Source organism: Paralysiella testudinis, assembly GCF_016894345.1.
GTDB lineage: Bacteria > Pseudomonadota > Gammaproteobacteria > Burkholderiales > Neisseriaceae > Paralysiella > Paralysiella testudinis.
The window spans coordinates 2,012,934-2,036,704 of sequence record NZ_CP069798.1 but is presented as its reverse complement, the minus strand read 5'-3'; the positions used below and the strand labels follow the sequence as shown (position 1 = coordinate 2,036,704).

Below are 23,771 nucleotides of genomic sequence, written 5' to 3'. Positions count from 1 at the left end.
ATGGTTGTCTTGTGCAGCCATCGGTTTTGTTATACCAATCCTAAAAAATAACCTAACTGTGTTGGCTCGCCTTAGCTCGAAGAGAACGATTTTGTAAGGTGCTAAAGCACCAAGTAAATCAGCTCCGCTTTGTTATCTTATTTTTTCGAATTGGTATTATTTGGTTTTTCAGGCAGCTTGAGATGGATTGATTTTTCAGGCAGCCTAAATTAGTATCGGGTTCTATTTTTAAATCAAGGATTTGCCGTGTTTTGCAGCCGCCATATTCTCACTCAAGCCGTTTTATTTGAGCGTGCACCGTTCACAGCGGCAGAAATTGCGCAACAACAGCAGCACATCCGTGTGCAGCAGCAGGCGTTTGCCGCGCTGTCGGTGAGCGAGCGTGCCGCTGGTTTGTTGGTGTTGGCACAACGGCTGGAAGAAAACAAAGCCGCATTGGCACTGCAAATCTGCTTGGAAGTGGGGCGCTGTTTGCGCGAATGCGAAGCCGAGCTGGATAAATCGGTGGCCTTGATTCGCTACTATGCCAAATTGGCACCGGAATTATTGGCACACAAAACCATTGCCACCCAAGCCAGCTTAAGCCAAGTGCGTTTTGAGCCGCTGGGCGTGGTGTTGGCGGTGATGCCGTGGAATTATCCGGTGTGGCAGATACTGCGCTTTGCCATCCCCGCCTTGTGCGCGGGCAACGCCTGCTTGGTGAAACCGGCGCCCAGTGTGGCCGGTGTTACTCAAGCTTTATTTGAGTTGGTAGACGAAACTTTGCCGTTGCAGGCAGCCTGGATTGCTGATGCGGATATGGAAACGGCGATTGCACAAACCCAAGCGCTGGCCTTTACCGGCTCCACCGACACCGGCCGCCATTTGGCCGCGCTGGCCGGTAAACACCTGAAAAAATGTGTGTTGGAACTGGGTGGCAGCAATGCATTGATGGTGCTGGCCGATGCCGATATCGAGCAGGCGGCGCAAGAAGCTTGTTATTCACGTTTTCGCGATGCCGGGCAATCCTGCAATGCCGCCAAACGGCTGATTGTGGTGGATGCGGTGGCCGATGCCTTTATCGCGGCCTTGCTCAAACACAGCCGCCAGCTGCAAATGGGGGCGCCATGGCTGCCTGAAACCACTTTAGCGCCGCTGCACCGTGCCGATTTGCGCACCCGTGTGCACGCCCAGGTGGAAGATGCACTGGCACACGGCGCCGATTGCTTGCTGGGTGGCACTTTGCCTGCGGGAGCAGGGTTTTTCTACCCGGCCACGGTGTTGGATCAGGTGAACGCCGATTGCCGTGTCTACCACGAAGAAGTGTTTGGGCCGGTAGCCAGCGTATTGCGCGCGCGCGATGCCGAACATGCGGTGGCCTTGGCCAACGACAATCCTTTCGGCTTAGGTGCCAGTATTTACAGCGGTAACACCGAAACCGCTTGGCAGCTGGCCACGCAGCTGGACACCGGCAGTGTGTTTATCAACCGCCATACCAGCAGCGATTTGCGCCTGCCGTTTGGCGGCGTGAAGGCGTCCGGTTTTGGGCGTGAGTTGTCGGAATTTGGCCTGTATGAATTTGTGAATGTCAAAACCTATTGGCAAAAATAAGGAGGTAATCATGTGCTTACGCTCTTACCGCCACCGGGCATTGTTGATGCTGGGGTTATTGCTGTTGTCGGCAGCAAAGCTGGCGTGCGCCCAAGATGTGCACCAGCTGTATTTCAACGCTTACTATCACGAAGTGGCCGATACGGCTAAGGCGGTATATCGGCGCGATTACCAAATACAGGGCGATCAGGCGCAAGTACAGGATTTTTATTATCCGTCTGGCAAGCCTTACAGCAATCCCTATACCATTGCCGCCGCCAAAGTGGCGATGTTCACGCCGATATTAAACCAAGGAACCTTGGTGCTGTGGCATGAAAACGGGCGTAAAAAAATGCAGAGCGAATTCCGCAAAGGGCGGCCTGACGGTACCTGGCGAACTTGGCATACCAATGGCCAGCTGGCCACATCCATTACCTACCGCGAAGGCGAAGCCGTGGGCGTGGGCACGCGTTGGTATATCAATGGCCAACAAGAAAGCCAGCTGCCGTTTCGGAACGGTTTGGCCAATGGCCGCTGGCAGCAGTGGTATCCCGATGGCAGTTTGAAAGCGGAAATGGAAATGGTGGACGACAAACCCACCTTGGTTCGCCGCTGGGATGAACAAGGGCGGCTTACTGCTGAGCTGAGCATCAATGCCAACGGCCGTCAAAGTGGCGTGGTGTTGTTATGGCATGCCAACGGCGCCAAGGCCGTGGAAATCATATATCGGGATGGCGAGATGGTGGACGCCACGATGTGGGATGAAGCAGGCAATAAACTGGCCGAATAAGCGCTATCGATAAACGCATCAATCAAACCAAGGCTGCCTGAAAACACCGAAGTTGTGTTTTCAGGCAGCCTTTAGCATTGCCGCTGTTGTTGATTACATCGTTGTGCGCAACACGGTTTGCCCGCCCAAGTAAGGCTGCAAGGCGGCGGGGATGTTGACGCTGCCGTCGGCATTTTGGTGGTTTTCCAATACCGCCACCAAGGTGCGGCCCACGGCCAAGCCGGAGCCGTTGAGGGTGTGCACCAAGCGGTTTTTGCCATTTTCGTCTTTAAAACGCGCTTTCATGCGTCGTGCTTGGAAGTCTTCGCAATTGGAGCAGCTGGAAATTTCGCGGTAGGTGTTTTGTGCCGGCACCCACACTTCGATGTCGTGGGTTTTGGCGGCGCCAAAGCCCATATCGCCGGTGCACAAGGTGATGACACGGTAGGGCAAGTCCAGCAGCTGAAGGATTTTTTCGGCGTGACCCACCATTTCGTCCAGCGCGGCATAAGAATGTTCGGGCTGGGTGATTTGCACCATTTCCACTTTATCAAATTGGTGCTGGCGAATCAGGCCGCGCACGTCTTTGCCGTAGGCACCGGCTTCGGAGCGGAAGCAGGGCGAGTGGGCGGTGAGTTTTACTGGCAGCTCATCGGCTGCCAGAATGCGCTCGGCCACGATGTTGGTGAGGGTGACTTCGGCGGTGGGAATCAGGTATTGCGTGAGCTTGCTTTCGTCGCCGCCACGGGTAACGTGAAACAGGTCTTCGCCGAATTTGGGCAGCTGGCCGGTGCCGAAGAGCGCACTGTCATTGACAATATACGGGGTATAGCACTCGGTATAGCCGTGCGCTTGGGTATGGGTGTCGAGCATAAATTGCGCCAGTGCGCGATGCAAGCGGGCGATGGGGCCGCGCATCAGCGCAAAGCGGGCGCCTGATAATTGGGCGCCGGTTTCAAAATCCAGCCCCAAGGCGGCGCCGATATCGACATGGTCTTTTACCGCAAAATCAAATTCGCGCGGGCTGCCCACGCGGCGCAATTCCACGTTTTGGCTTTCATCGCTGCCCACCGGTACGCTGGTATGGGGCAGATTGGGCACGGCCAAAAGCAAGTCGTCCAGTTGTTGCTGTACGCTTTGGTAGTCGCGCTCGGTTTGCTCTAAATCGGCTTTGATTTGCGCTACGGCGGCCATGGCGGCTGCGGCTTCATCGTGTTTTCCTTGGCCTTTCAAGGCGCCGATTTGCTTGGAATGGCTGTTGCGCTGGGCTTGCAGTTCCTCAGTGCGCACTTGCAGTGATTTGCGCTGGGTTTCCAGATGTTCGAATAAGGCGGTGTCCAGTGAGAAGCCGCGTGCGGCCAGCCGGGCGGCCACGGCGTTTACATCGTGGCGCAGAAGTTGGATGTCTAGCATAAGAAGCTCTTTAGATTGGTGGGTATCAGTAAAATAAATAAAAAAGTGCTACGGCCTTAGCTCGCCTTAGCTCGAAGAGAACGATTTTGTAAGGCGTAGGCGCGCCAACAAACTCTGTTTCGTACTAGCTGTACTGTCTGCGGCTCGCTGCCTTGTATCACTTCATTTTTTATTTCACTTTATCGAAGGTGAAAAGATGGCCGTTATTGTAAACGATGGCGGCGACTTTGGGCAGTTCAGGCAGCATTGATATGGGCACCGGGCGGGCTGGGTGGTGCTTGCGTGGGGCATTGACGTAAGGGCAGGTTCACAATGCTGTGTTGAGGCGCCGTGCCGCGCACAATATCCCACGCCCATTTCAGGCGTGCGCCGCGTTCGCGCAGATGCACGCGCCAGCCGCCACGCCAGCCCACGGCTTCGGCATCGTAGGCCACAGCATCTATGCCTTGCCAGCGTGCCAAGGCCAGTGCGCGCTGATTGTGAAATGGCTGCGACACCATACACAGGTGCCGCTGGCCGCGTGGGCTGTCGAAGGTGTCGGCATAGCGCAAAATGCTGTCGAGCGTGCGCATGCCGGCTTCGTCTTGCCAAATCACACTGGCGGGAATACCGGCGGCCACCAAGTCGGCCTGCATGGCGGCGGTTTCACTTACCGATTCTGTGAGCCCGTTGCCGCTCACCACAAAGCGTTTGGTTTTGCCCGCGCGCCATAAATCAATGGCGGCTTGGATGCGGTATTGGTAATACACATTGTGGCCGCCGCTGCCAAGGTATTTGGCGGTGCCCAGCAGCAGGGCGTCGTCGCAGGCGGGCAAATCTTCGATGCGGCGGTAACGGTGGCGGCGGGTGATTAGTGCCACCCATATATCCGGCAGTGCCAGCAGGAGCAGTAATACCAGAGCGCTGATTAAAAAAGGCATCATGATGGTTTCATACCAATTCTAAAAAATAAGATAACAAGGCGGTGAGCCGCAGACAGTAGAGATAGTATGGAACAGAATTTGTTGGCGCCTTAGCGCCTTACAAAGTCGTTCGCTTTGCGCTAAGGCGAGCCAACGCAGTTAGGTTATTTTTTAGGATTGGTATCAGGCAGCCTGGTTTAAAAGCGGCGTTGCAGCTTGGTGGCAATCAAGATGCTGGCGGCCAGCTCTTCAATCGATTTGTGGGTGGTGTTGGTAAAGGGGATGTTGTGTTGGCGGAACATGCTTTCGGCTTCGTTTACCTCAAAGCGGCAATTTTCAATGCTGGCATAGCGCGAATCGGGGCGGCGCTCGGAGCGGATGTGGTGCAGCCGCTGCGGCTCGATGGTGAGGCCGTAGATTTTGTGCTTGAAAGGCTTGAGCATACGCGGCAGGTTGGTGCTGTCCAAATCGTCGGGTGTGAGCGGGTAGTTGGCGGCGCGGATGCCGTATTGCAAGGCCAGATACAGGCAGGTGGGGGTTTTGCCGCTGCGCGACACGCCCACCAGAATCACATCGGCTTTTTGCAGGTCTTTGTCGCTCACGCCGTCGTCGTGGCTGATGGAAAAGTTTACCGCTTCCATGCGAGCATCGTAGCGCTCGGTGTCTTGGATGCCGTGGGTGCGGCCGATTTGGTGGTTGGCGCGCAGCGATAATTCGGTTTCCAACTCGCCCATAAAGGCATCAAAAAAACTTAAGTGCAAACCGGCGCTGGTTTTGACGATTTTGCGGATGTCTTCGTCCACAATGCTGGAAAAAATCAATGGCCGCTCGGCGGCGTTGGCGGCCACTTGGTTGACCAAGGCCACGGTTTCGCGGGCTTTTGCTTCCGTGTCCACAAAGGGGTAAGTGGCGCGTTTGAATTCGATGCCGTCAAACTGGTTGAGCAAGGCTTCACCCATGCTTTCGGCGGTAATACCGGTGCGGTCGGAGATAAAAAAAGCATGGCGGGAAGGCTGGTTCATGGCGGATATTCCAAGGGGCAATGTGCACGATACGGCATCATACCGCAGTGCAGTGCAAACCGTAAGGGCAGCCTGAAATTACAGGCTGTTACACAAATTTGACACGCCGCAATAAAGCATAAAGTGCCAATAAAAATAAAATATTGGCCATTAAATTTAAATAACAGCCGGTGATATTGGCAGCTATTGCGGCTTTAAGCCGTGCCATAGATGGCTATTGGTATGATTTAAATAAGATAATGTGCCAATAGGCTGCCTGAAAGTAGCTGCTCTAAAAAAAGCACCTGTGCGGCGGCGTGGTATTTTCCGCCTGCTGGTGTGTTTTGTGCACAGCAAAAAGGCATGACAGTGGCAGTGCGAATCTTATAGAATACCGGCACATTTATTTAATCCTCTGGATGTGACAACATGGCTGGTAACAACGTAATCTGGTTTGAAAACCTGCGCATGACCGACGTGGAAAACGTGGGCGGCAAAAACGCTTCATTGGGCGAAATGATTAGCCAACTCACCGAAAAAGGCGTGCGCGTGCCGGGTGGCTTTGCCACCACCGCCGATGCTTATCGCCGCTTTTTGGCGCATGAAGGCTTGAGCGAGCGCATCAGCGCCGCGCTGGCCGCGCTGGATGTGGAAGATGTGGTGGCGCTGGCGCGGGTGGGTAAGGAAATCCGCCAATGGGTTTTGGACACCCCGTTTCCGCCCGAGCTGGATGCCGACATTCAGGTAGCCTGGGAAAAAATGGTGGCCGATGCCGGCACCGAAAACATTTCCGTGGCGGTGCGCTCTTCGGCCACAGCGGAAGATTTGCCGGATGCTTCTTTTGCCGGCCAGCAAGAAACATTTTTGAACATCAATGGCTTGGATAATGTAAAAGAAGCGATGAAGCACGTATTCGCCTCTTTATACAACGACCGTGCCATTTCCTACCGCGTACACAAAGGCTTTGCCCACGATGTGGTGGCCTTGTCGGCCGGGGTACAGCGCATGGTGCGCTCCGACAGCGGCGCGGCCGGGGTGATGTTTACCATGGATACCGAATCCGGCTTTGACCAAGTGGTGTTTCTCACCGCTTCTTACGGCTTGGGCGAAACCGTGGTGCAAGGCGCGGTAAATCCAGACGAATTCTACGTGCACAAACCCACGCTCAAAGCAGGAAAACCGGCCATTTTGCGCAAAAACATGGGCTCCAAGCTCATCAAAATGATTTTCACCGAAGAAGCTGTGGCCGGTAAATCGGTGCAAACGGTGGATGTGGACGAAGCCGAGCGCAAGCAGTTCTCCATCAACGATGCAGAAATCACCGAGTTGGCGCAATATGCCCTGATTATCGAACAGCATTACGGCCGCCCGATGGACATCGAGTGGGGTCGCGATGGGGTGGACGGCAAGCTCTACATCCTGCAAGCGCGCCCGGAAACCGTAAAATCGCAAGAAGACCGCAGCAAAACCCTGCGCCGCTACCGCATTGAGCAAAAGTCCGCCGTGCTGGCCGAAGGCCGTGCCATCGGTCAGAAAGTAGGCCAAGGTAAAGTGCGCTTGATTAAAGACGCTTCCGAAATGGATGTGGTGCAGCCGGGCGATGTATTGGTAACCGACATGACCGACCCCGATTGGGAGCCGGTGATGAAACGCGCCGCTGCCATTGTCACCAACCGCGGCGGGCGCACCTGCCACGCCGCCATTATTGCCCGCGAGCTGGGTATTCCGGCGGTGGTGGGCAGCGGCAACGCCACCGAAGTATTGCAAAACGGCCAAGAAGTTACCGTGTCTTGTGCCGAGGGCGATACCGGCCTGATTTACGAAGGCCTGCTTAAAGTGGACGTGATTGATCTGGCGCTGGACAATATGCCCGAAGCCCCGGCCAAAATCATGATGAACGTGGGCAACCCCGAATTGGCGTTTTCGTTTTCCGGCCTGCCCAACGAAGGCATCGGCTTGGCGCGGATGGAATTCATCATCAACCGCCAAATCGGTATCCACCCCAAAGCCTTGTTGGAATTCGACCAACAAGACAGCGAGCTGAAGCAAACCATCAGCGACCGTATTGCCGGCTATGCCTCGCCGGTGGCATTTTATGTGGACAAAATCGCCGAAGGCGTGTCTACCTTGGCCGCTTCGGTATACCCGAAAAAAGTCATCGTGCGCATGTCTGACTTCAAATCCAACGAGTATGCCAACCTGATTGGCGGCAACCTCTACGAGCCGCACGAAGAAAACCCCATGCTCGGCTTCCGTGGCGCCGCACGCTATGTGTCCGACGACTTCAAAGCCTGCTTTGCCTTGGAGTGCCAAGCGCTCAAACGCGTGCGCGACGATATGGGGCTCACCAACGTGGAAATCATGATTCCGTTTGTGCGCACCTTGGGTGAAGCCGAAGCGGTGGTGAATGCGCTGAAAGACAACGGCTTGGAGCGCGGCAAAAACGGCCTGCGCCTGATTATGATGTGCGAGCTGCCCACCAACGCGGTGTTGGCCGAGCAGTTCCTCAAATACTTCGACGGCTTCTCTATCGGCTCCAACGACATGACCCAGCTCACTTTGGGGCTGGATCGCGATAGCGGCGGCCCGATTGCCAGCACCTTCGATGAGCGCGACCCGGCGGTAAAAGTCATGCTGCACCTGGCCATTCAAGCCTGCCGCAAGCTGAACAAATATGTGGGCATCTGCGGCCAAGGGCCTTCGGATCACCCCGATTTTGCCAAATGGCTGGTGGAAGAAGGCATCGAAACCATTTCGCTCAACCCGGATACAGTGATTGAAACGTGGATGTATTTGGCCAAAGAGCTGAAAAAATAAGCTGTTGAGTAATCAAAAAAACCGCTGCCTGAAAAGCAGCGGTTTTTTTGTTATGACTTGAGTGGCAAGGAGTAAGTTGATTTACAATAAAGGCTGCCTGAAAAGTTTTTGCGAAGCCAAAACTTTTCAGGCAGCCTTATTTTATATCTGACTAGTGATCCAGATAGAGATAGTTTTTCCAGCTATTCATGCGCAGCAAAATTTTGCGCATCATGGCCAGATGGTGGGCGTGCTCGGTGTAAACCGCCGCTTCGGCCGTGGTACCAAAAGGCAGATGATAGCCGGACATATCCTCTTTTATTTTCAGCTGCACCATGGTGCGGGCCGAATTATCAATAAACTTTTGCGTATACAAAATACCGTTGGGTTGTACCTCGTGCTCGCCGATGGTGGGCAATACGCCCACCACTTCTGCTTGAAATACTTTGCCCGGAATGGCGGGGAAAATCAATTCCGCTTCGTCGCCCGCTTTCAAGCGCAACAAAGAGTTTTGGCGGAAGGCGGCCACATACATGCGGTCTTGCTGGTGCACAAAGGTCATTAACGGGCGCAGCGGTAGGGTGCTGGTCATCATCCCTTCTTTCAAGAAGTTTTGGGTGATGTAGCCATCGGTGGGCGCACGCACAATGGTGGAATCTAGCTCAAATTGCGCTTGGCGCAATGCCGCTTCTTTGGTGGCCACGCTGGTGTGCACGCCGTTGATGGCGGAACCGTAGCTGCTTTGGGCTTTTTGCACATTGGCGGTGCTGGTTTCCAGATTGGCTTTGGCGGCCAGGTATTCGCGGTTGGCAATATCAACATCCGATTGCGTTACCGCGCCGGAGCCAGCCAAAGCGCGATAGCGCTCGTATTCCTGGCTTTTTTGTTTTAAGCGCACCCGAGCTTCTTCCAAAGTGGATTTGGCGGCATTAACGTCTGCATTTAAAGAAGCAATGCCTTGATCCGCTGCGGCCAGTTCGGCTTTGCGCATATCCACCGCTGCCTGAAACGGTTCGGGGTCGATTTTAAATAAAATATCGCCTTTTTTAATCAGCTGGTCGGCACGGGTGGGCGTGACCTCAATAATCCGCCCGCGTAAATCCGCCAATACGGGGGTGGTCACATAATATTGTGTGGCCAACTTGGTATGTGGGTGGTTGTAGTTCATAAATAACAGCATCGACACCAATAACACCACCCCGCCCAAAATGGCGGTGGGCACCGTCCATTTGGTTAAAGGAATTTTAAACAGCTTGAAAATACCCACGCAAACGGAGGCATAAATCACCAAAATCATTAATTCCATTATAGGCTTCCTTCGCTTTGCGGCTCATTGGTGCCGATGTTGTTATCCATGCCGGTATTGATATCGGCTTTGGCGTGTAGCTGTGCCGACAGGGCTTGTAATTCTTGGTTTAAACGCGCCACTTCCGCTTCCAGCTTGCGGGTACTTTCCTGTAATTCAGGCACTTGGCCGCTAATGGCAATCAAATTTTGCAAAGTTTGGCTGTCTTTTTGGTGATTGCCATTGCCCCAACCGTTTTCTTTTTGCCACAGCGTTGCCCAAATCCACAGAAAAGGCCAAATCACATGCAAAGTAAACAAGCTCACCCAGCCAGCATAATGAATAGCCTCCAGATGCGGATGGTTGCGTTTTTTGGCGATTTCATAAGGGATATCGTGAATGGCGATAATTCCATAGAAAATAGCCAAGCTCGCAAAAATCAGAAAGAAAAGAGCCAGATAGTCTAAAAACATAACGTTCTCTTGAATAAAAAATAAAAAATGCCATGCCCGGATTCGGCATGACTTTGATATTTAGAAAATAATGAATAAATGGCGCACTGGCGGTTTGATTCAAAATTTATAAAATATGAATTTTAACTCATATTACATATTTTGTTTACCATCAAATAGCTCAAATAATCATTGCTGTAATGATTGCCTCAGACAGAATATATAGTTGTTAAGACCCATAATCTTCTGGAATGGATTTTCACGAAACAATTCAGGCTCTAGATTATAGCAATCTTCCAAAGCCTGCCAAGGCGTTTTGTACTTCAACGACCGTAAGGGGCGTTGATGGTTGTAATACAGCAAAAATACCATCAAGTGCCGTTTAAGTTCGTCAGGATGCTCATAGTGGAAGCGTTTGACCGTTACCTCTTTCAGCATCTTGTTGGTAATCTCCACCTGCCCGTTCGTCCATGGATGACGGAATTTCGTGGTACGGTGCTCAATGCCCAAATGCCGGCAAAGCTCGTCAAACGGATGCTCCTTATCAGGCCGTTGTGCTTGGCTCAGCAAGTTGTAGGTAAACTGCGCACCGTTGTCCGTTAGGATATGGGTGATTTTAAACACACAATCTTGTTGTAGGTTGCGCAGAAAAGAAACGGCGGTTTTCTGCGTCATACGCGGATGAAGTTCTGCATAAACATATTTGGTTTTGCGGTCGATGGCGACAAACAGGTACAGCTTGCCGGTTTCACAACGCACCTCGGTGATGTCGATATGGACAAAGCCAACCGGATATTGTTTGAATGTTTTTTACCTTTTTGGCCATCGGATTCATTCTTGGGTAAGCGCGACAATCCGTGATGTTGCAAGCACCGGTGCAGATTGGAGCGGCTCAGCTTTGGAATATTGGGCTTGAAGATGATATACAGCTCGTCCAATGACAGCCGCAGATGTCGCCGGACGGTACAGATTGCCTGCTGCTCCGATTCGGTCAACACGCTGGGGCGGGTTTTGGGGCCGGACTTTTTATCTTCGACCGAATCTGCGTGTTTCCAGTAGAGAACGGTTTTGAAATTAATATTGTATTTTTAGCTAACGCTGCGATGCTCTCTTCAGACTCTTGTATTTCTTTTCTGATTCTAGGCGTAGTCTTGGCGTTACCATGCAATATGCTTGCCATAAGTCGGTCTCTTTTAATTGGGGTAATGATACTCCATAAAATTCAGGGACTAAACATATAGTGAAATAAAAGAAAAACTGACACAAAGATAATAATTTTAAACTGCGTGCGTGGCGACACCACGCACGCGACGCGAGCTTGTATCCGTTTTTTATTTATTCCACTCTAGGGTCTGTTCACAATTACTTGTCATACCCTTGAATAAAAAAGAAACGCAGGCATAAAAGGAAGTTCTCACACCCCCCAATACACCTGCGATGCCCCGTACACTACTCAAAGATGAACATTGGACGAAGCTGTTACCCTATTCTGCGTGATTTGGGTATTTATAGCAAACCCAATTTGCGCAGAATTCTTGAAGGCATACTTTACAGAATAAGAACCGGCATACCGTGGCGGGATTTGCCCGAGTATTTCGGCAAGTATCATACTGTTTATACCGCTTATAACCGTTGGTCAGAAAAAGGCATTTTTACTGCAATCTTGAAACAGCTCAGCCAAGAGAGTGACTTGGAGTGGGTAGCCATAGACGGCAGTTATATCCGTGCTCACCAACACTGCGCCGCAGCCTCAGCGCTCAGTGCGCAAGAGGATCGCGCAATCGGTATGAGCCGAGGCGGCAGAACCAGCAAGATTCATCTGGCTGTAGATGCTGCAGGCAATCCGATTGAGGTTATCGTTACTGCGGGCAATATCCATGATGTCACCGTTGCACCGGAGCTGCTTGACAACATCAACCTTGCCGAAACTGAGTTGGTTAATGCGGACAAAGGTTACGATTCAGACCGGCTCAGGGAGCAAATAGAGCAAAGCGGTGCGAAAGCCAATATTCCCTATAAAAGCAATAGGGAAGAGAAAAATAAAGACATGGACTGGTATTTATATAAAATCAGGCATTTGGTAGAGAATGCCTTTTGCCGTTTGAAACATTTTCGAGCGATTGCCAGCCGTTACGATAAGCTGAAACGTAACTTCCACAGTACGGTTTTATTGGGGTGCATTGTGATGTGGTTACCTTTATGACAAGTAATTGTGAACAGACCCTAGGGCCCGTTCACATTTCATCGCGTGCCCTATTTTGGCTTAAAAGCCCGCTTTTTGCGTTGAAAATGCGCGTAAGGTGTTCAACCTTGCTGTGCTTTTCGCCTTGAACACAGACTTTTCTGCTCAAAATCTGGTGCACGGCTAAAATGTGAACAGACCCTAGGGCCTGTTCACATTTTATGACTATTGCCTGATATGGTATTTTCAATAGCCATCTGGGTTTTGGCTTTGCCAGCGCCAAGCGTCGCGCATCATGTCGGCCAGATTATGTTGTGCTTGCCAGCCAAGCTCAGTGGCGGCTTTGCCGGCGTCAGCATAGCATACGGCGATGTCGCCGGGGCGGCGCGGGCATAGTTGGTAGGGCACGGCCACGCCGTTGGCATTTTCAAAAGCATTCACAATATCGAGCACCGAATAGCCGGTGCCGGTGCCGAGGTTGTAGATGGCCAAGCCGCCGCTATTTTGGTGTTTCTGCATGGCTTTAAGGTGGCCGTCGGCTAGGTCGACCACGTGGATATAGTCGCGCACGCCGGTGCCGTCGGTGGTGGGGTAGTCGCTGCCGAACACCGACAGCTGTGCCAGTTTGCCGCTGGCCACTTGGCACACATAGGGCAATAGGTTGTTGGGGATGCCGTTGGGGTTTTCGCCGATGCGGCCGCTGGCGTGGGCGCCCACGGGGTTGAAGTAGCGCAGCAGCACCACGCTCCAGCGGGTGTCGGCGGCTTGGATGTCGGCCAACATGCGCTCCACCATGTATTTGGAGGTGCCATAAGGATTGGTGGTGCCGCCCACGGGCAGGGTTTCTTTAATCGGTACGCTGGCCGGGTCGCCATACACGGTGGCCGAGGAGCTGAATACCACGTTGAACACGTTTGCGCGCGCCATTTCTTCAAACAGCACCAGGCTGCCTGAAACATTGTTGTCGTAGTATTTTAAGGGTTCACGCACGCTTTCGCCCACGGCTTTAAGCCCGGCAAAGTGCATGACAGTGTCGATGGGATGCTCGGCAAATAGGCGTTGCAGCAAGGCGCGGTCGCGGATATCGCCTTGATAAAACGGAATCTGCTGGCCGCTGATTTCGGCCAGCCGGTTCAGCACTTTAACCGATGCATTGCTTAGGTTGTCGAGAATCACCACTGCGTGACCAGCGGCCAGCAATTGCAATACGGTATGCGAACCGATATAACCGGCGCCGCCGGTAACCAAAACGGCCATGGTAGTTCCTTATTGTTTGATTTGGTTTTGCTGCATCCATTATTGAAAATAGGCAAAAATGGATTGCACTATCAAATGGGCAATGACGGATTTAAATATTTTCAGGCAGCCTTTAACGGGTTTACCACATCATGGTTGATTTTTAGTTTAAACGCCTGTTACGCGAGCAGGCGTTTAATGGTCTGCACCAGCGGCGTTTGCTCCGGAGCCGAAGGCAGGCGTGCCAGCAGGGCATGGCTGTTGAGCACGGTGTAGGCGGGGCGCAGTGCTTGGGTGGGCAAGTCGGCGGTGCGAATGGCCTTAACCGCTACTTGGCGGTAATGCGGATTTTGTTCGCCCGCCACGGCAAAAATTTGCCGTGCAAATTCGCACCAGCTCAAGGCATGGCCGCTGCTGTAGTGGTAGAGGCCGCGCGAGATGTCGGCGTGTTGCAATATTGCAATGATGATTTGCGCCAAATCACCGGCATAAGTGGGACAGCCGGTTTGGTCAGCCACCATGTCGATTTGGTTTTTTTCCTGCCCCAGTTTGAGCATGGACTTCACAAAATTATGGCCGTATTCGCTGTAGACCCACGAGGTGCGTAGCACCAAGGTGTCGGTGTGTTCGGCCAATGCCAAGAGTTCGCCAGCCAGCTTGGATTGGCCGTAAACATTGAGCGGATTGGGCGGACAGTCTTCGGCGATGGGGCTGTTGTGGCTGCCGTCGAATACATAGTCGGTAGACAAATGGATAAAGCGGGCACCGGCGGCTTTGGCGGCACGCGCCAGATTTAGGGTGCCGCTGGCGTTTACCGCAAAGGCTTTGGCGGCGTTGCTTTCGGCTTTGTCTACTTGGGTGTAGGCGGCGGTGTTGATGACGGCATCGGGCTCGAAGGTTTTCACCATATTGAGCACATTGCCCGCATCGGTGATGTCCAGCGTTTTGGAGTCGGTGGCAATCAGCTCCCAGTCTTCAGGCAGCCTGTCTTTAAAACATTGGCCGACTTGGCCTTTGGATCCGGTGAGTAGAATTCGCATGGGTTGGCCTTATGGATGATGTTGCGCTACAGCATTGGGGCATCATAGCGTTTTTGCCTTGACCAGTCTAGGGTCTGTTTAGGCGTGTGAGCACCCATTTGATGTCATTGCCCAATGGGCTGACACTATGGCTGTGCCAGCCCGCTTCGTTTAAGGCTTGCGGGTTTTCAGGCAGCCTGAAGGCGCTTTGGCCGGTATGGCCGAGGATTTTCGGGGCTTGGTAAAGCACGATTTCGTCTACCCAATCTTGCTCTAAGAAGGCGCTGTTTAAGGTGCCGCCCGCTTCCACCAAAATTTCGCCATAGCCTTGTTGGGCCAATAAGGGCAATAAGGCGGGCAGATGAATGCGGCCATCGGCATCAGTAGGCGCGCTGAGGTGCGATACATGCGGTGGCAGTGCGGTGTGCTTGGGGCGGGTGGTGCTGGCGTGTACCAGCACAGTGGGGCTGCCGCTGTCTTGGATGATGTGGCTGCCGGGCGGGGTGCGGGCGTGGCTGTCTAATACGATGCGTGTTGGTTGGCGTAGCGCAGCAAAGGCGCGCACGTTGAGCCGCGGGTTGTCGGCCAGAATGGTGCCGATGCCGGTGAGTACGGCGCAGCTTTCGGCGCGCAGGATTTGCACATCGTGCCGGGCTTCGGCACCAGTAATCCATTGGCTGCGGCCATCGCTGAGAGCCGTTTTGCCGTCAAGGCTGGCGGCCACTTTCAGGCGCACAAACGGGCGGTCACGCTCGATGCGCGACAAAAAACCGCGGTTTAGGGCGCGTGCTTCGGTTTCCAGCAAGCCCGATTGTACTTCGATGCCGGCGGCACGCAGCATAGCAAAGCCTTGGCCGCCCACCAATGGGTTGGGGTCTTGCATGGCGGCCACCACGCGGCGGATACCGGCGTTAATCAAGGCTTGGGCGCAGGGGCCGGTGCGGCCGGTGTGGCTGCACGGCTCCAGTGTGACGTAGGCGGTGGCACCTTGGGCATGGGTACCGGCTTGACGCAAGGCATGTACTTCGGCGTGCGGCTCGCCGGCGCGCAGATGAAAGCCTTCGCTCACGATTTGGCCGCCGTGGGCAATTACGCAGCCCACGCGCGGATTGGGGCTGGTAGAAAACCGCCCTTGCCAAGCGAGGTCAAGGGCGGTTTGCATCAGCCGGGTGTCGGTGGTGCTAAAGGCAGTCATCAATTTCGGTCTTAAAATTAAGGCTTGAGGCTGATGCTTTTTAAGGCATCGGCCAATTGTTGTTGGCTGGCGCTGTCGCTGCTGGCGCAGGCAATGTAGAGGCCGCTGGCTTCGTAGATGGCCACGCAGTTTTCGTTCAGCGTGCTGCCGTCTTGTTCATGCGCAAAGCGGTAGTTCATGCGGTTTTCGGTGGCGACGCCGGTGTTGACGTCTTGCAATGTGCTGTCGGCTTTCAGCGTTTCAGCCAATTGCTTGAAATAAACATCGGCACTCTTTTTGGGCGCACCCAAATTGCTTACCGATAAGGTAATGCCGCTGTTGTCATCGCGCTGCAACAGCACCAAGCCGGATTGGGCGTCGGCACCCATCCATTGAGCCGCATTGGCCAGTTGGTCGGTGAACTGGCTGTTGGCGGTGGTGATGCTGATTTTGCCATCGCTGCTGGTTAGGGTTTGTTCGGCGCTGGCAGGCTGGGCGGCGGTACTGGCGGCAACGGCTTCGCTGGCGCTCAGGGATACAGAGGTGTCATTTTTATCGGAGCAAGCGGCCAGTGCCAGCAGTGCGGCAATGGCGATGGCGGGCAGCGCGGGTTTGAACATGGGGAAGTCCGTTCTCACAAAAAATACAGATTGCGCCAGTATAGCAATTTTGCCGTTGGCTGCCCACGCGCCCGGTGGCGGCAATGCCTTTTCAGGCAGCCTGAAAGTGCGCTTGGCTGAGACGCTGTGGATTATTTTTTATTTAAAGAAGCAATGAGTTGGGTAAATTCGGAAACATCGTGAAAACTTTTGTAAACCGAAGCAAAGCGCACATAAGCCACTTCGTCAAGCAGGGCTAATTCGTCGAGCATCATTTCGCCGATGGCCTGGCTGGAAATTTCTTTCACGCCCAAATGATACAGGCGGCTTTCGATGGCGGCGATGGTGTCTTCCACGGTTTCGCTGTCGATGGGGCGCTTATGCAGGGCGCGGTTAAGGCTGGTGTGCAGTTTGGCCGGGTCGAACAGTACTTTTTCACCGGTGCGTTTGATGATTAACGGCATACGCATTTCCACGCTTTCCATGGTGCTAAAGCGCTTATCGCAGGCCATACAGCGACGGCGACGGCGGATGCAGTTATGCTCTTCGCTTAAACGCGTGTCGATAACTTGAGTATTGGCGTGCTGGCAAAACGGGCATTTCATAATGGCATGGCCGCGGGCAAGCGGCGGCGGAAAAGGGCTTATTGTTGCGTTGATTTCAAATGCTGGCAAGCTTATCCCGCCAAATACAGCGCAAGTGTGCGGATAATATGTGGACAAAGCGCTTAATTATTTGCGCAGGCATGGGAAATTAGGGCTGCTTAAAAAATAGGCATTGCCGCGGCGTTATCCGCCGCCATGGTGCAGTGCCATGCGGACAAGCTGGGGATAAGCCGCTTAAGCCGTTCTGGCGGCAGTGAAAACTGCTATTGCTTAAAAAACAGGCAGAAACCGGTGTGATGAGACATCATCGACACGGGTGAAACCGGTATTCCGAACGCAGTTGTTTTCCCCGCTTTGCGCAGGCAAAAGCGGGTATAAGCTGGGGATAAATCGACCAGCCGTTTGTTGCCACAGCGCTTTTTCAGGCTGCCTGAAAAATGGGCGTTGCATTTGCCGCAAAGCAGCATAAAAAGCTGATAAACCCATTCCAAAAAATAACCTAACTGCGTTGGCTCGCCTTGCCGTATATCCATACTGTCTGCGGCTCTCCGCCTTGTTATCTTATTTTTTGAAATGGGTGTAAACCCGCACAATGGAAGCGCTATAATGGCGTGATTTTTTTGCTGCGTTAGCCTGCCGTGGCTAATGCTATTTTTATTTCGCGATTATTGGAGCGTAAAACATGTTTGCCTTTGCCCACAACCACAGCGCCTTGCGCCAAGCCATCACCGCCGCCTACCGCCGCGATGAAGCCGAGGCGGTGGCCGATTTGCTGCAACAAGCGCAGATGACGGTGTTGGAAAAAGAAGAAGCCGAAAAGCTGGCGCGCCGCTTAGTAAGCCAAGTGCGGCAAAACCGCAGCAAATCGTCGGGCGTGGATGCATTGATGCATGAGTTTTCCCTCTCCAGCGAAGAAGGCGTGGCGCTAATGTGTTTGGCCGAGGCCTTGCTGCGCATTCCCGATAAGGCCACCCGCAACAAGCTGATTCAAGACAAACTCTCCGGCGGCAATTGGAAAAAACACCTCAACCACAGCCCGTCGCTGTTTGTAAATGCCGCCGCTTGGGGCTTGCTGGTTACCGGCAAACTCACCAGCGCCACCGATGAACAAAATTTGGGCGCCGCGCTCACCCGCATGTTGGGCAAAGGCGGCGAGCCCTTGATCCGCAAAGGTGTGGACTACGCCATGCGCTTGCTCGGCAAACAGTTTGTTACCGGGCAAACCATTGACGAAGCGCTGGCCAATGGCCGCGAGCGCGAAGGCATGGGCTATCGCTTTTCATTCGATATGCTCGGTGAAGCGGCGATGACCCAAGCCGATGCCGAGCGTTATTATCAAGATTATGTTAATGCCATCCACGCCATCGGCAAACAAAGTGCCGGGCGCGGCGTGTACGACGGCAACGGCATTTCGGTGAAATTGTCGGCCATCCACCCGCGCTACAGCCGCGCCCAGCATGAGCGGGTGATGGCCGAGCTGCTGCCGCGCTTAAAAGCCCTGTTTATGCTGGCCAAACAATACGACATCGGTTTGAACATCGATGCCGAAGAGGCCAACCGCTTGGAATTGTCGCTTGATTTAATGGAAGCCTTGGTGGCCGATGCCGATTTGCACGGTTTTAACGGCATCGGTTTTGTGGTGCAGGGCTACCAAAAACGCTGCCCGTTTGTGATTGATTATCTGATCGACCTCGCCCGCCGCCACGGCCAAAAGCTGATGATTCGCTTAGTGAAAGGCGCTTATTGGGACAGCGAAGTGAAATGGGCGCAGGTAGACGGCATGGACGGCTACCCGGTGTACACCCGCAAGGCGCACACCGATGTGTCTTATCTGGCTTGTGCACGCAAACTCCTGGCCGCGCCCGATGCGGTGTTCCCGCAATTTGCCACCCACAACGCCTACACCTTGGCGGCGATTTACCAAATGGGACAAGACAAGGATTTTGAATTCCAATGTTTGCACGGCATGGGCGAAACCCTCTACGACCAAGTGGTGGGCGCCAAAAATTTAGGCCGCCGCGTGCGCATTTACGCGCCGGTGGGCACCCACGAAACCTTGCTGGCCTATTTGGTGCGCCGCCTGCTCGAAAACGGCGCCAACTCCTCGTTTGTTAACCAAATTGTCGACGAAAATGTGAGTATTGAAGACCTAATCGAATGCCCGCTGGATGTGGCGGCAGGCTATGGCGGGCGGATGCACGCCGCTTTGCCGCTGCCGCGCCAGCTTTACGGCAAAGAACGGCTCAATTCGCAAGGCGTGGATTTAAGCAATGAGCAGGTATTGCAGCAATTGCAGCAAAGCATGAATGCCGCAGCCACGCAGCCGTTTCAGGCAGCCTCTTTATTGGCGGTGGCCGATGTGGCCGCCGCCGCACAAGCGGTTAACAACCCGGCCAACCATGCCGATGTGGTTGGCGAAGTGGTGTTTAGCCAGCCCGCTGTGGTGGCTGATGTGGTGGCCGCAGCGGTGGCGGCGCAGGGCGAATGGGCGGCGCTGCCGGTGGCCGAACGCGCCGCCTGTTTGCGTCGTTTTGCCGATTTAATGGAAGCGCAGCAACCGGTATTGATGATGTTGGCGCTGCGCGAAGCGGGCAAAACCTTGGCCAATGCCAGCGCCGAAATCCGCGAAGCCGTGGATTTCTGCCGCTACTACGCCCAAGAAGCCGAGCAAACCTTGGCTGCCGATGCCAAACCGTTGGGCACGGTGGTCACCATCAGCCCGTGGAATTTCCCCTTGGCGATTTTTGTCGGCCAAACCGTGGCGGCCTTGGTGGCAGGCAATACCGTGATTGCCAAGCCCGCTGAGCAAACGAGCCTGATTGCGCATTACGCCATCGGCCTGCTGCATCAAGCCGGCGTGCCGCGTGCGGCGCTGCAATTGATTTTGGGCGCGGGCGATGTGGGCGCAGCGCTCACGCAAGACGAGCGCATCAACGGCGTGATTTTTACCGGATCCACCGAAGTGGCGCGTTTAATCAGCCGCAGCTTGGGCCAGCGCCACGATAATCCGGTGCTGATTGCCGAAACCGGTGGCCAAAACGCCATGATTGTGGACAGCACCGCCTTGGCCGAGCAAGTGTGTGTCGACGTACTCAATTCGGCTTTCGATTCCGCCGGCCAGCGCTGCTCGGCCTTGCGCGTGCTGTGTTTACAAGACGATATTGCCGAACATATGCTGAGCATGATTAAAGGCGCGATGGACGAATTGCGCGTGGGCGACCCGTGCCTGCTGGCCACCGACATCGGCCCCGTGATTGATGCCGAAGCCCAGCAAAACCTGTTGGCACACATCGAGCGCGTGCAAAGCGGCGCGCGCAGCGTGCACCAAATCAAGCTGCCTGAAAACGCCGCAGCCGCCACTTTTGTAGCACCGGTGCTGCTGGAATTGAATAATTTAAGCGAGCTGAAGCGCGAAGTATTTGGCCCCGTGCTGCATGTGGTGCGCTATGCCGCCGCCGATTTGGATAAGGTCATCGACCAAATCAACAGCAAAGGCTACGCGCTCACCCACGGCATCCACAGCCGCATCGACAGCACCGTGGCGCACATCGGCAGCCGCATCCAAGCGGGCAATGTGTATGTCAACCGCAATATTGTTGGCGCGGTGGTGGGCGTGCAGCCCTTTGGCGGCCACGGCCTCTCCGGTACCGGCCCCAAAGCGGGCGGCCCTTTCTATTTGCAGCGGCTGGTGCAATGCCGCCACTGGCGTATGCCCGTGCTCAGCCGCACCGGCCATGCCGACGAAGCCGCACTGGCGCGCTTGGGCAAGGTAATCGACCAAATGGGGTTTGAGCACCATGTGCGCGTGGCGCTGGCTGAAGTGGCCGGACGCAGCAAAGTACATACCTTGCGCGGCGCCGAATTGGTGCTCGACGGCCCCACCGGCGAGCGCAACACCTTAAGCTGGCACGCACCCAAAAAAGTGTGGCTCTACGGCGGCGACTTGCAAGCCGCCGTGGCCGCATTGATTGAGCTGGCCGCGAACGGTATTCACGCCTACATCCGCCCCGACCACCCGCTGGCTTTGTGGCGCGAACACCTCACCCCGTGGTTGTCTGCCAGCCCGCACCCGCTGCACGAAGGCATCAGCCATGTGCTGCAACTGGATCCGCTGCCGCCGCACCTGAAAGCCGAACTGGCCGACAGCCAAGGCCCGATTGTGCATTTATGGGATGCCGCAGAAGGCGTGGACATCTTGCGCCTGTTTAACGAAATCAGCTACAGCGTCAACACCACCGCCGCCGGTGGCAATGCCAGCTTAATGGCGATGTCGGAGCTGTAAGCGTTGCTGGTATTACAGGCTGCCTGAAAGTTTCAGGCAGCCTGTGTTTTTATTGACACAATCAGTGGATTTTTATGCTTTATTTAATTATCAGTATTGTATGCAGTGTGGCGGTGTCGGTATTGCTGAAGGTGGCGCGTGGCCGCGGTATTGTGATTGAGCAGGCGATTGCGGTGAATTATGTGGTGGCGGCGCTGTGTTGCGGGTATTTTTTGCGCCCCGATTTGGGGCAATGGCAGAGTTTATTATCGGGCTGGCCGCTGTTTTTGGCTTTAGGAGTATTGCTACCCAGTGTGTTTGTGATTATGGGGCGCTCGGTGGCGGTGGCCGGAATTGTGAAATCGGATGCAGCGCAGCGTTTATCGCTGTTTTTGCCGATTGCGGCGGCGTTTTTGCTGTTTGGCGAAACCTTAAGCGTGAATAAAGTGGTGGGCATTGCCTTGGCGTTTATGGCCTTACTGGCGCTGTTGTATAAAGACGGCGGTGGCAAAGGCGGCAATAATAACAGCGCCGGTGCCGCGGCTTTATTGCTGGGCGTGTGGGCGGGCTACGGCGTGATTGATATTTTATTCAAGCAGCTATCCAAAAGCGGACAGGCATTTTCGGCCACGCTGTTGCTGGCGTTTGTGCTGGCGGGTGTGGGCATGTTTGGCTGGCTGTGGTGGCGCAAAACCCGCTTTAACGCCGCCAGTATTTTGGGCGGACTGCTGCTGGGCTGCCTGAATTTCGCCAATATCCTGTTTTACATCCGCGCCCACCAAGCCTACGGCAGCAATCCCACACTGGTGTTTGCGGGCATGAATCTGGGGGTGATTACACTGGGCACGCTGGTGGGCGCGCTGGTGTTTAAAGAAAAAATCCACAGCATTAATGCCGCCGGGATTGCGCTGGCGCTGATGGCGATTGGCTGCTTGTTTTATTTGGATACATTGCGGGGGATATTGGGGGTGTAGCTTGGTAATTTAACTGAAGTTATACACTTGTTTATCAAAGGCTGCCTGAAATGTAAGGCTGTCATTGTCGAACTTAATTCGGCAATTTATTAACAAGCTGTGAATTGAAACAAGACATTGCTCATCGTTTTACTTTGCGCTTCATGGCCGCGCGGCCACTTACTTTTCTTTGCTTCGCTCACGCGAAGCGCACCTACGGCGAGCAAAGTAAGCAAAAGAAAGGCGACCCCGGTTGCAGGTTTGGCTGCGCCAAACTTCCCTCACTACACATGCTTTTGGCGGCGGGCGCTAGTCGCTGCGCTCCGGACCGCCCTTGTTTTCGCCAAAACCATGTTCCGTTCGGCTGCGCCAAGGGGATGGCTGCACGGATTATGCGTTTCAGGCAGCCTGAACAAAATAATTTATAAATGACTGCTTTATATACGAGTGCGTAACTTCAATTTGTAATATAGGCTGCGCTTTATTTATACCAGTACGTAACTCTAGTTGCATTAATTCAATTTACTTACCAATGAATTGCCGAGCCTGATTCGGCAATCCATTTTTTTCAGGCAGCCCTACCCACCACCATCAGCGCATTGCGGGTGGTGTGCTGTGCCACGGTTTGCCAATCGCTTTGGCGCAGGGCGGCCACGATTTCGGCGATGCGGCGGGTGTTGCAGGGTTGGTTGGGGTGGTCGGGCGTGGGTGGCATAAATGGGGCGTCGGTTTCGAGTACCATATCGCCCCAAGCCAAATGGGTGGCCAAACGGCGGAGTTTTTGGGCGTTTTGTTTGAACAATACCGAGCCGATGCCGATTTTAAACCCCAGTTTCAGCCATGCTTGGGCGCTTTCTAGGCTGCCTGAAAAGGCGTGAGCAAAGCCGCCTTGCGTAAAACCACAGCGGCGAATGCCGGCCAAGCAGGCGGCATCGGCTTTGAGGTTGTGCAGCACAATCGGGCGTTGTAGGCTTTGCGCCAATTGTAGCTGTGCCTCAAAGCAGGCGCTTTGGGCGGCGGCGTGGTGGCGGCGATTTGGGTGGAAATCCAAGCCGATTTCGCCCACCAAGGCTTTGGGGTGTGCGTGCAGATATTGTGCCAGCTTATCCAAGGCATCGGCGGGCTGGCCATCGACAAACCACGGGTGAATGCCCAGCGCAATATCAATCTGCGCGCTGCCAAGTGCGGCCACGGCAGCCCAGTCTTCGGCGCCGGTGGCCGGTGCCAGAAAACGCCGCACATCTTGCGTGGCGGCTTCGGCCAGCACTTCAGGCAGCCTGCTGTTTAAGGCGGGGTGGCTTAGATGGCAGTGGGTGTCAAATAACATGGCGGCGGCTTATCGCTAAGGTGGCTTATACAGTTTGCATTTCGTATAAAAATACAGCCCGTAGGTCGGATTCTTGAATCCGACACTTGTTCACAAAAAAGATCATTGTGTCTTTTGGCTTGACAGCCAAATGTCGGATTCAAGAATCCGACCTTGTATCTCTCAAGCGGTGAGTAAAACGCGTATTATTCCCGCCCCGTATGGCAGCAAACTGTATCCGACCCAAGT

Annotated in this window: 20 protein-coding genes; 7 read left to right on the top strand and 13 right to left on the bottom strand. The window is 54.2% G+C overall.

What is annotated here, in order from left to right:
• Positions 1-246 precede the first annotated feature (246 nt).
• Positions 247-1,590, top strand: coding sequence for an aldehyde dehydrogenase family protein (locus JQU52_RS10510; protein ID WP_230338438.1), 1,344 nt, complete (start codon positions 247-249; stop codon positions 1,588-1,590).
• A 10-nt stretch (positions 1,591-1,600) separates the two neighbouring features.
• Positions 1,601-2,359, top strand: coding sequence for a toxin-antitoxin system YwqK family antitoxin (locus JQU52_RS10505; RefSeq protein ID WP_230338437.1), 759 nt, complete (start codon positions 1,601-1,603; stop codon positions 2,357-2,359).
• Positions 2,360-2,452: 93 nt separating this feature from the next.
• Here the strand turns inward: JQU52_RS10505 and serS are convergent, their stop codons facing one another.
• From serS to ppsR, 3 genes are all read right to left on the bottom strand, one after another.
• Positions 2,453-3,751, bottom strand: coding sequence for a serine--tRNA ligase (serS, locus tag JQU52_RS10500; RefSeq protein WP_230338436.1), 1,299 nt, complete (start codon positions 3,749-3,751; stop codon positions 2,453-2,455).
• 236 nt (positions 3,752-3,987) lie between these two features.
• Entirely contained in the window at positions 3,988-4,674 is a 687-nt protein-coding gene (locus JQU52_RS10495; RefSeq protein ID WP_230338435.1) for a SanA/YdcF family protein, read from the bottom strand.
• A 176-nt stretch (positions 4,675-4,850) separates the two neighbouring features.
• Positions 4,851-5,675: a posphoenolpyruvate synthetase regulatory kinase/phosphorylase PpsR gene (ppsR, locus tag JQU52_RS10490; RefSeq protein ID WP_230338434.1), complete on the bottom strand. Its 825-nt coding sequence runs from the start codon at positions 5,673-5,675 to the stop codon at positions 4,851-4,853.
• A 408-nt stretch (positions 5,676-6,083) separates the two neighbouring features.
• On the opposite strand from ppsR, the gene ppsA reads away from it, so the two are divergent.
• Positions 6,084-8,471 (top strand): phosphoenolpyruvate synthase, encoded by a 2,388-nt coding sequence (gene ppsA / locus JQU52_RS10485; protein ID WP_230338433.1) that lies wholly within the window; start codon positions 6,084-6,086, stop codon positions 8,469-8,471.
• Between the two features lie 151 nt (positions 8,472-8,622).
• Here the strand turns inward: ppsA and JQU52_RS10480 are convergent, their stop codons facing one another.
• From JQU52_RS10480 to JQU52_RS10470, 3 genes are all read right to left on the bottom strand, one after another.
• Positions 8,623-9,756 (bottom strand): HlyD family secretion protein, encoded by a 1,134-nt coding sequence (locus tag JQU52_RS10480; protein ID WP_230338432.1) that lies wholly within the window; start codon positions 9,754-9,756, stop codon positions 8,623-8,625.
• A complete protein-coding gene (locus JQU52_RS14805) occupies positions 9,756-10,208 on the bottom strand; it encodes a DUF3302 domain-containing protein (RefSeq protein ID WP_328300383.1) in 453 nt (150 codons plus the stop codon). The genes JQU52_RS10480 and JQU52_RS14805 overlap by 1 nt, the downstream gene beginning before the upstream one ends.
• 168 nt (positions 10,209-10,376) lie before the next feature.
• The gene (locus JQU52_RS10470) at positions 10,377-10,961 is read right to left on the bottom strand and encodes a DDE-type integrase/transposase/recombinase (RefSeq protein WP_328301417.1); all 585 of its coding nucleotides are present in this window, start codon (positions 10,959-10,961) and stop codon (positions 10,377-10,379) included.
• Between the two features lie 663 nt (positions 10,962-11,624).
• Between JQU52_RS10470 and JQU52_RS10465 the strand changes: the two genes are divergently transcribed.
• A protein-coding gene (locus JQU52_RS10465) for an IS5 family transposase (protein WP_230338430.1) occupies positions 11,625-12,390 on the top strand; the annotation gives its coding sequence in 2 pieces (ribosomal slippage) (positions 11,625-11,666 and positions 11,668-12,390; 765 coding nt in all).
• Between the two features lie 225 nt (positions 12,391-12,615).
• Here the strand turns inward: JQU52_RS10465 and galE are convergent.
• From galE to JQU52_RS10435, 6 genes are all read right to left on the bottom strand, one after another.
• Positions 12,616-13,626: a UDP-glucose 4-epimerase GalE gene (gene galE / locus JQU52_RS10460; protein WP_230338429.1), complete on the bottom strand. Its 1,011-nt coding sequence runs from the start codon at positions 13,624-13,626 to the stop codon at positions 12,616-12,618.
• A 158-nt stretch (positions 13,627-13,784) separates the two neighbouring features.
• Positions 13,785-14,645 carry a dTDP-4-dehydrorhamnose reductase gene (rfbD, locus tag JQU52_RS10455; protein ID WP_230338428.1) on the bottom strand — a complete coding sequence of 287 codons (861 nt, stop codon included), beginning with the start codon at positions 14,643-14,645 and terminating at the stop codon, positions 13,785-13,787.
• 67 nt (positions 14,646-14,712) lie between these two features.
• Positions 14,713-15,819 (bottom strand): bifunctional diaminohydroxyphosphoribosylaminopyrimidine deaminase/5-amino-6-(5-phosphoribosylamino)uracil reductase RibD, encoded by a 1,107-nt coding sequence (gene ribD / locus JQU52_RS10450; RefSeq protein ID WP_230338427.1) that lies wholly within the window; start codon positions 15,817-15,819, stop codon positions 14,713-14,715.
• A 17-nt stretch (positions 15,820-15,836) separates the two neighbouring features.
• On the bottom strand, positions 15,837-16,418 hold the full coding sequence (locus JQU52_RS10445) for a cytochrome C (RefSeq protein ID WP_230338426.1): 582 nt from the start codon (positions 16,416-16,418) through the stop codon (positions 15,837-15,839).
• A gap of 131 nt (positions 16,419-16,549) precedes the next feature.
• Positions 16,550-17,002 (bottom strand): transcriptional regulator NrdR, encoded by a 453-nt coding sequence (nrdR, locus tag JQU52_RS10440; protein WP_230338425.1) that lies wholly within the window; start codon positions 17,000-17,002, stop codon positions 16,550-16,552.
• Positions 17,003-17,265: 263 nt separating this feature from the next.
• Complete coding sequence (locus tag JQU52_RS10435; protein WP_230338424.1) at positions 17,266-17,535, bottom strand: hypothetical protein; 270 nt, start codon at positions 17,533-17,535, stop codon at positions 17,266-17,268.
• A 149-nt stretch (positions 17,536-17,684) separates the two neighbouring features.
• On the opposite strand from JQU52_RS10435, the gene putA reads away from it, so the two are divergent.
• From putA to JQU52_RS10420, 3 genes are all read left to right on the top strand, one after another.
• Positions 17,685-21,284: a bifunctional proline dehydrogenase/L-glutamate gamma-semialdehyde dehydrogenase PutA gene (gene putA, locus JQU52_RS10430; RefSeq protein ID WP_230338423.1), complete on the top strand. Its 3,600-nt coding sequence runs from the start codon at positions 17,685-17,687 to the stop codon at positions 21,282-21,284.
• A gap of 74 nt (positions 21,285-21,358) precedes the next feature.
• Positions 21,359-22,237, top strand: a complete 879-nt coding sequence (locus JQU52_RS10425; RefSeq protein WP_230338422.1) for an EamA/RhaT family transporter — start codon at positions 21,359-21,361, stop codon at positions 22,235-22,237.
• Between the two features lie 104 nt (positions 22,238-22,341).
• Positions 22,342-22,644: a hypothetical protein gene (locus JQU52_RS10420; RefSeq protein WP_230338421.1), complete on the top strand. Its 303-nt coding sequence runs from the start codon at positions 22,342-22,344 to the stop codon at positions 22,642-22,644.
• A 140-nt stretch (positions 22,645-22,784) separates the two neighbouring features.
• On the opposite strand, the gene JQU52_RS10415 is transcribed toward JQU52_RS10420, so the two are convergent.
• The gene (locus JQU52_RS10415) at positions 22,785-23,543 is read right to left on the bottom strand and encodes a TatD family hydrolase (protein WP_230338420.1); all 759 of its coding nucleotides are present in this window, start codon (positions 23,541-23,543) and stop codon (positions 22,785-22,787) included.
• Positions 23,544-23,771: the final 228 nt, after the last annotated feature.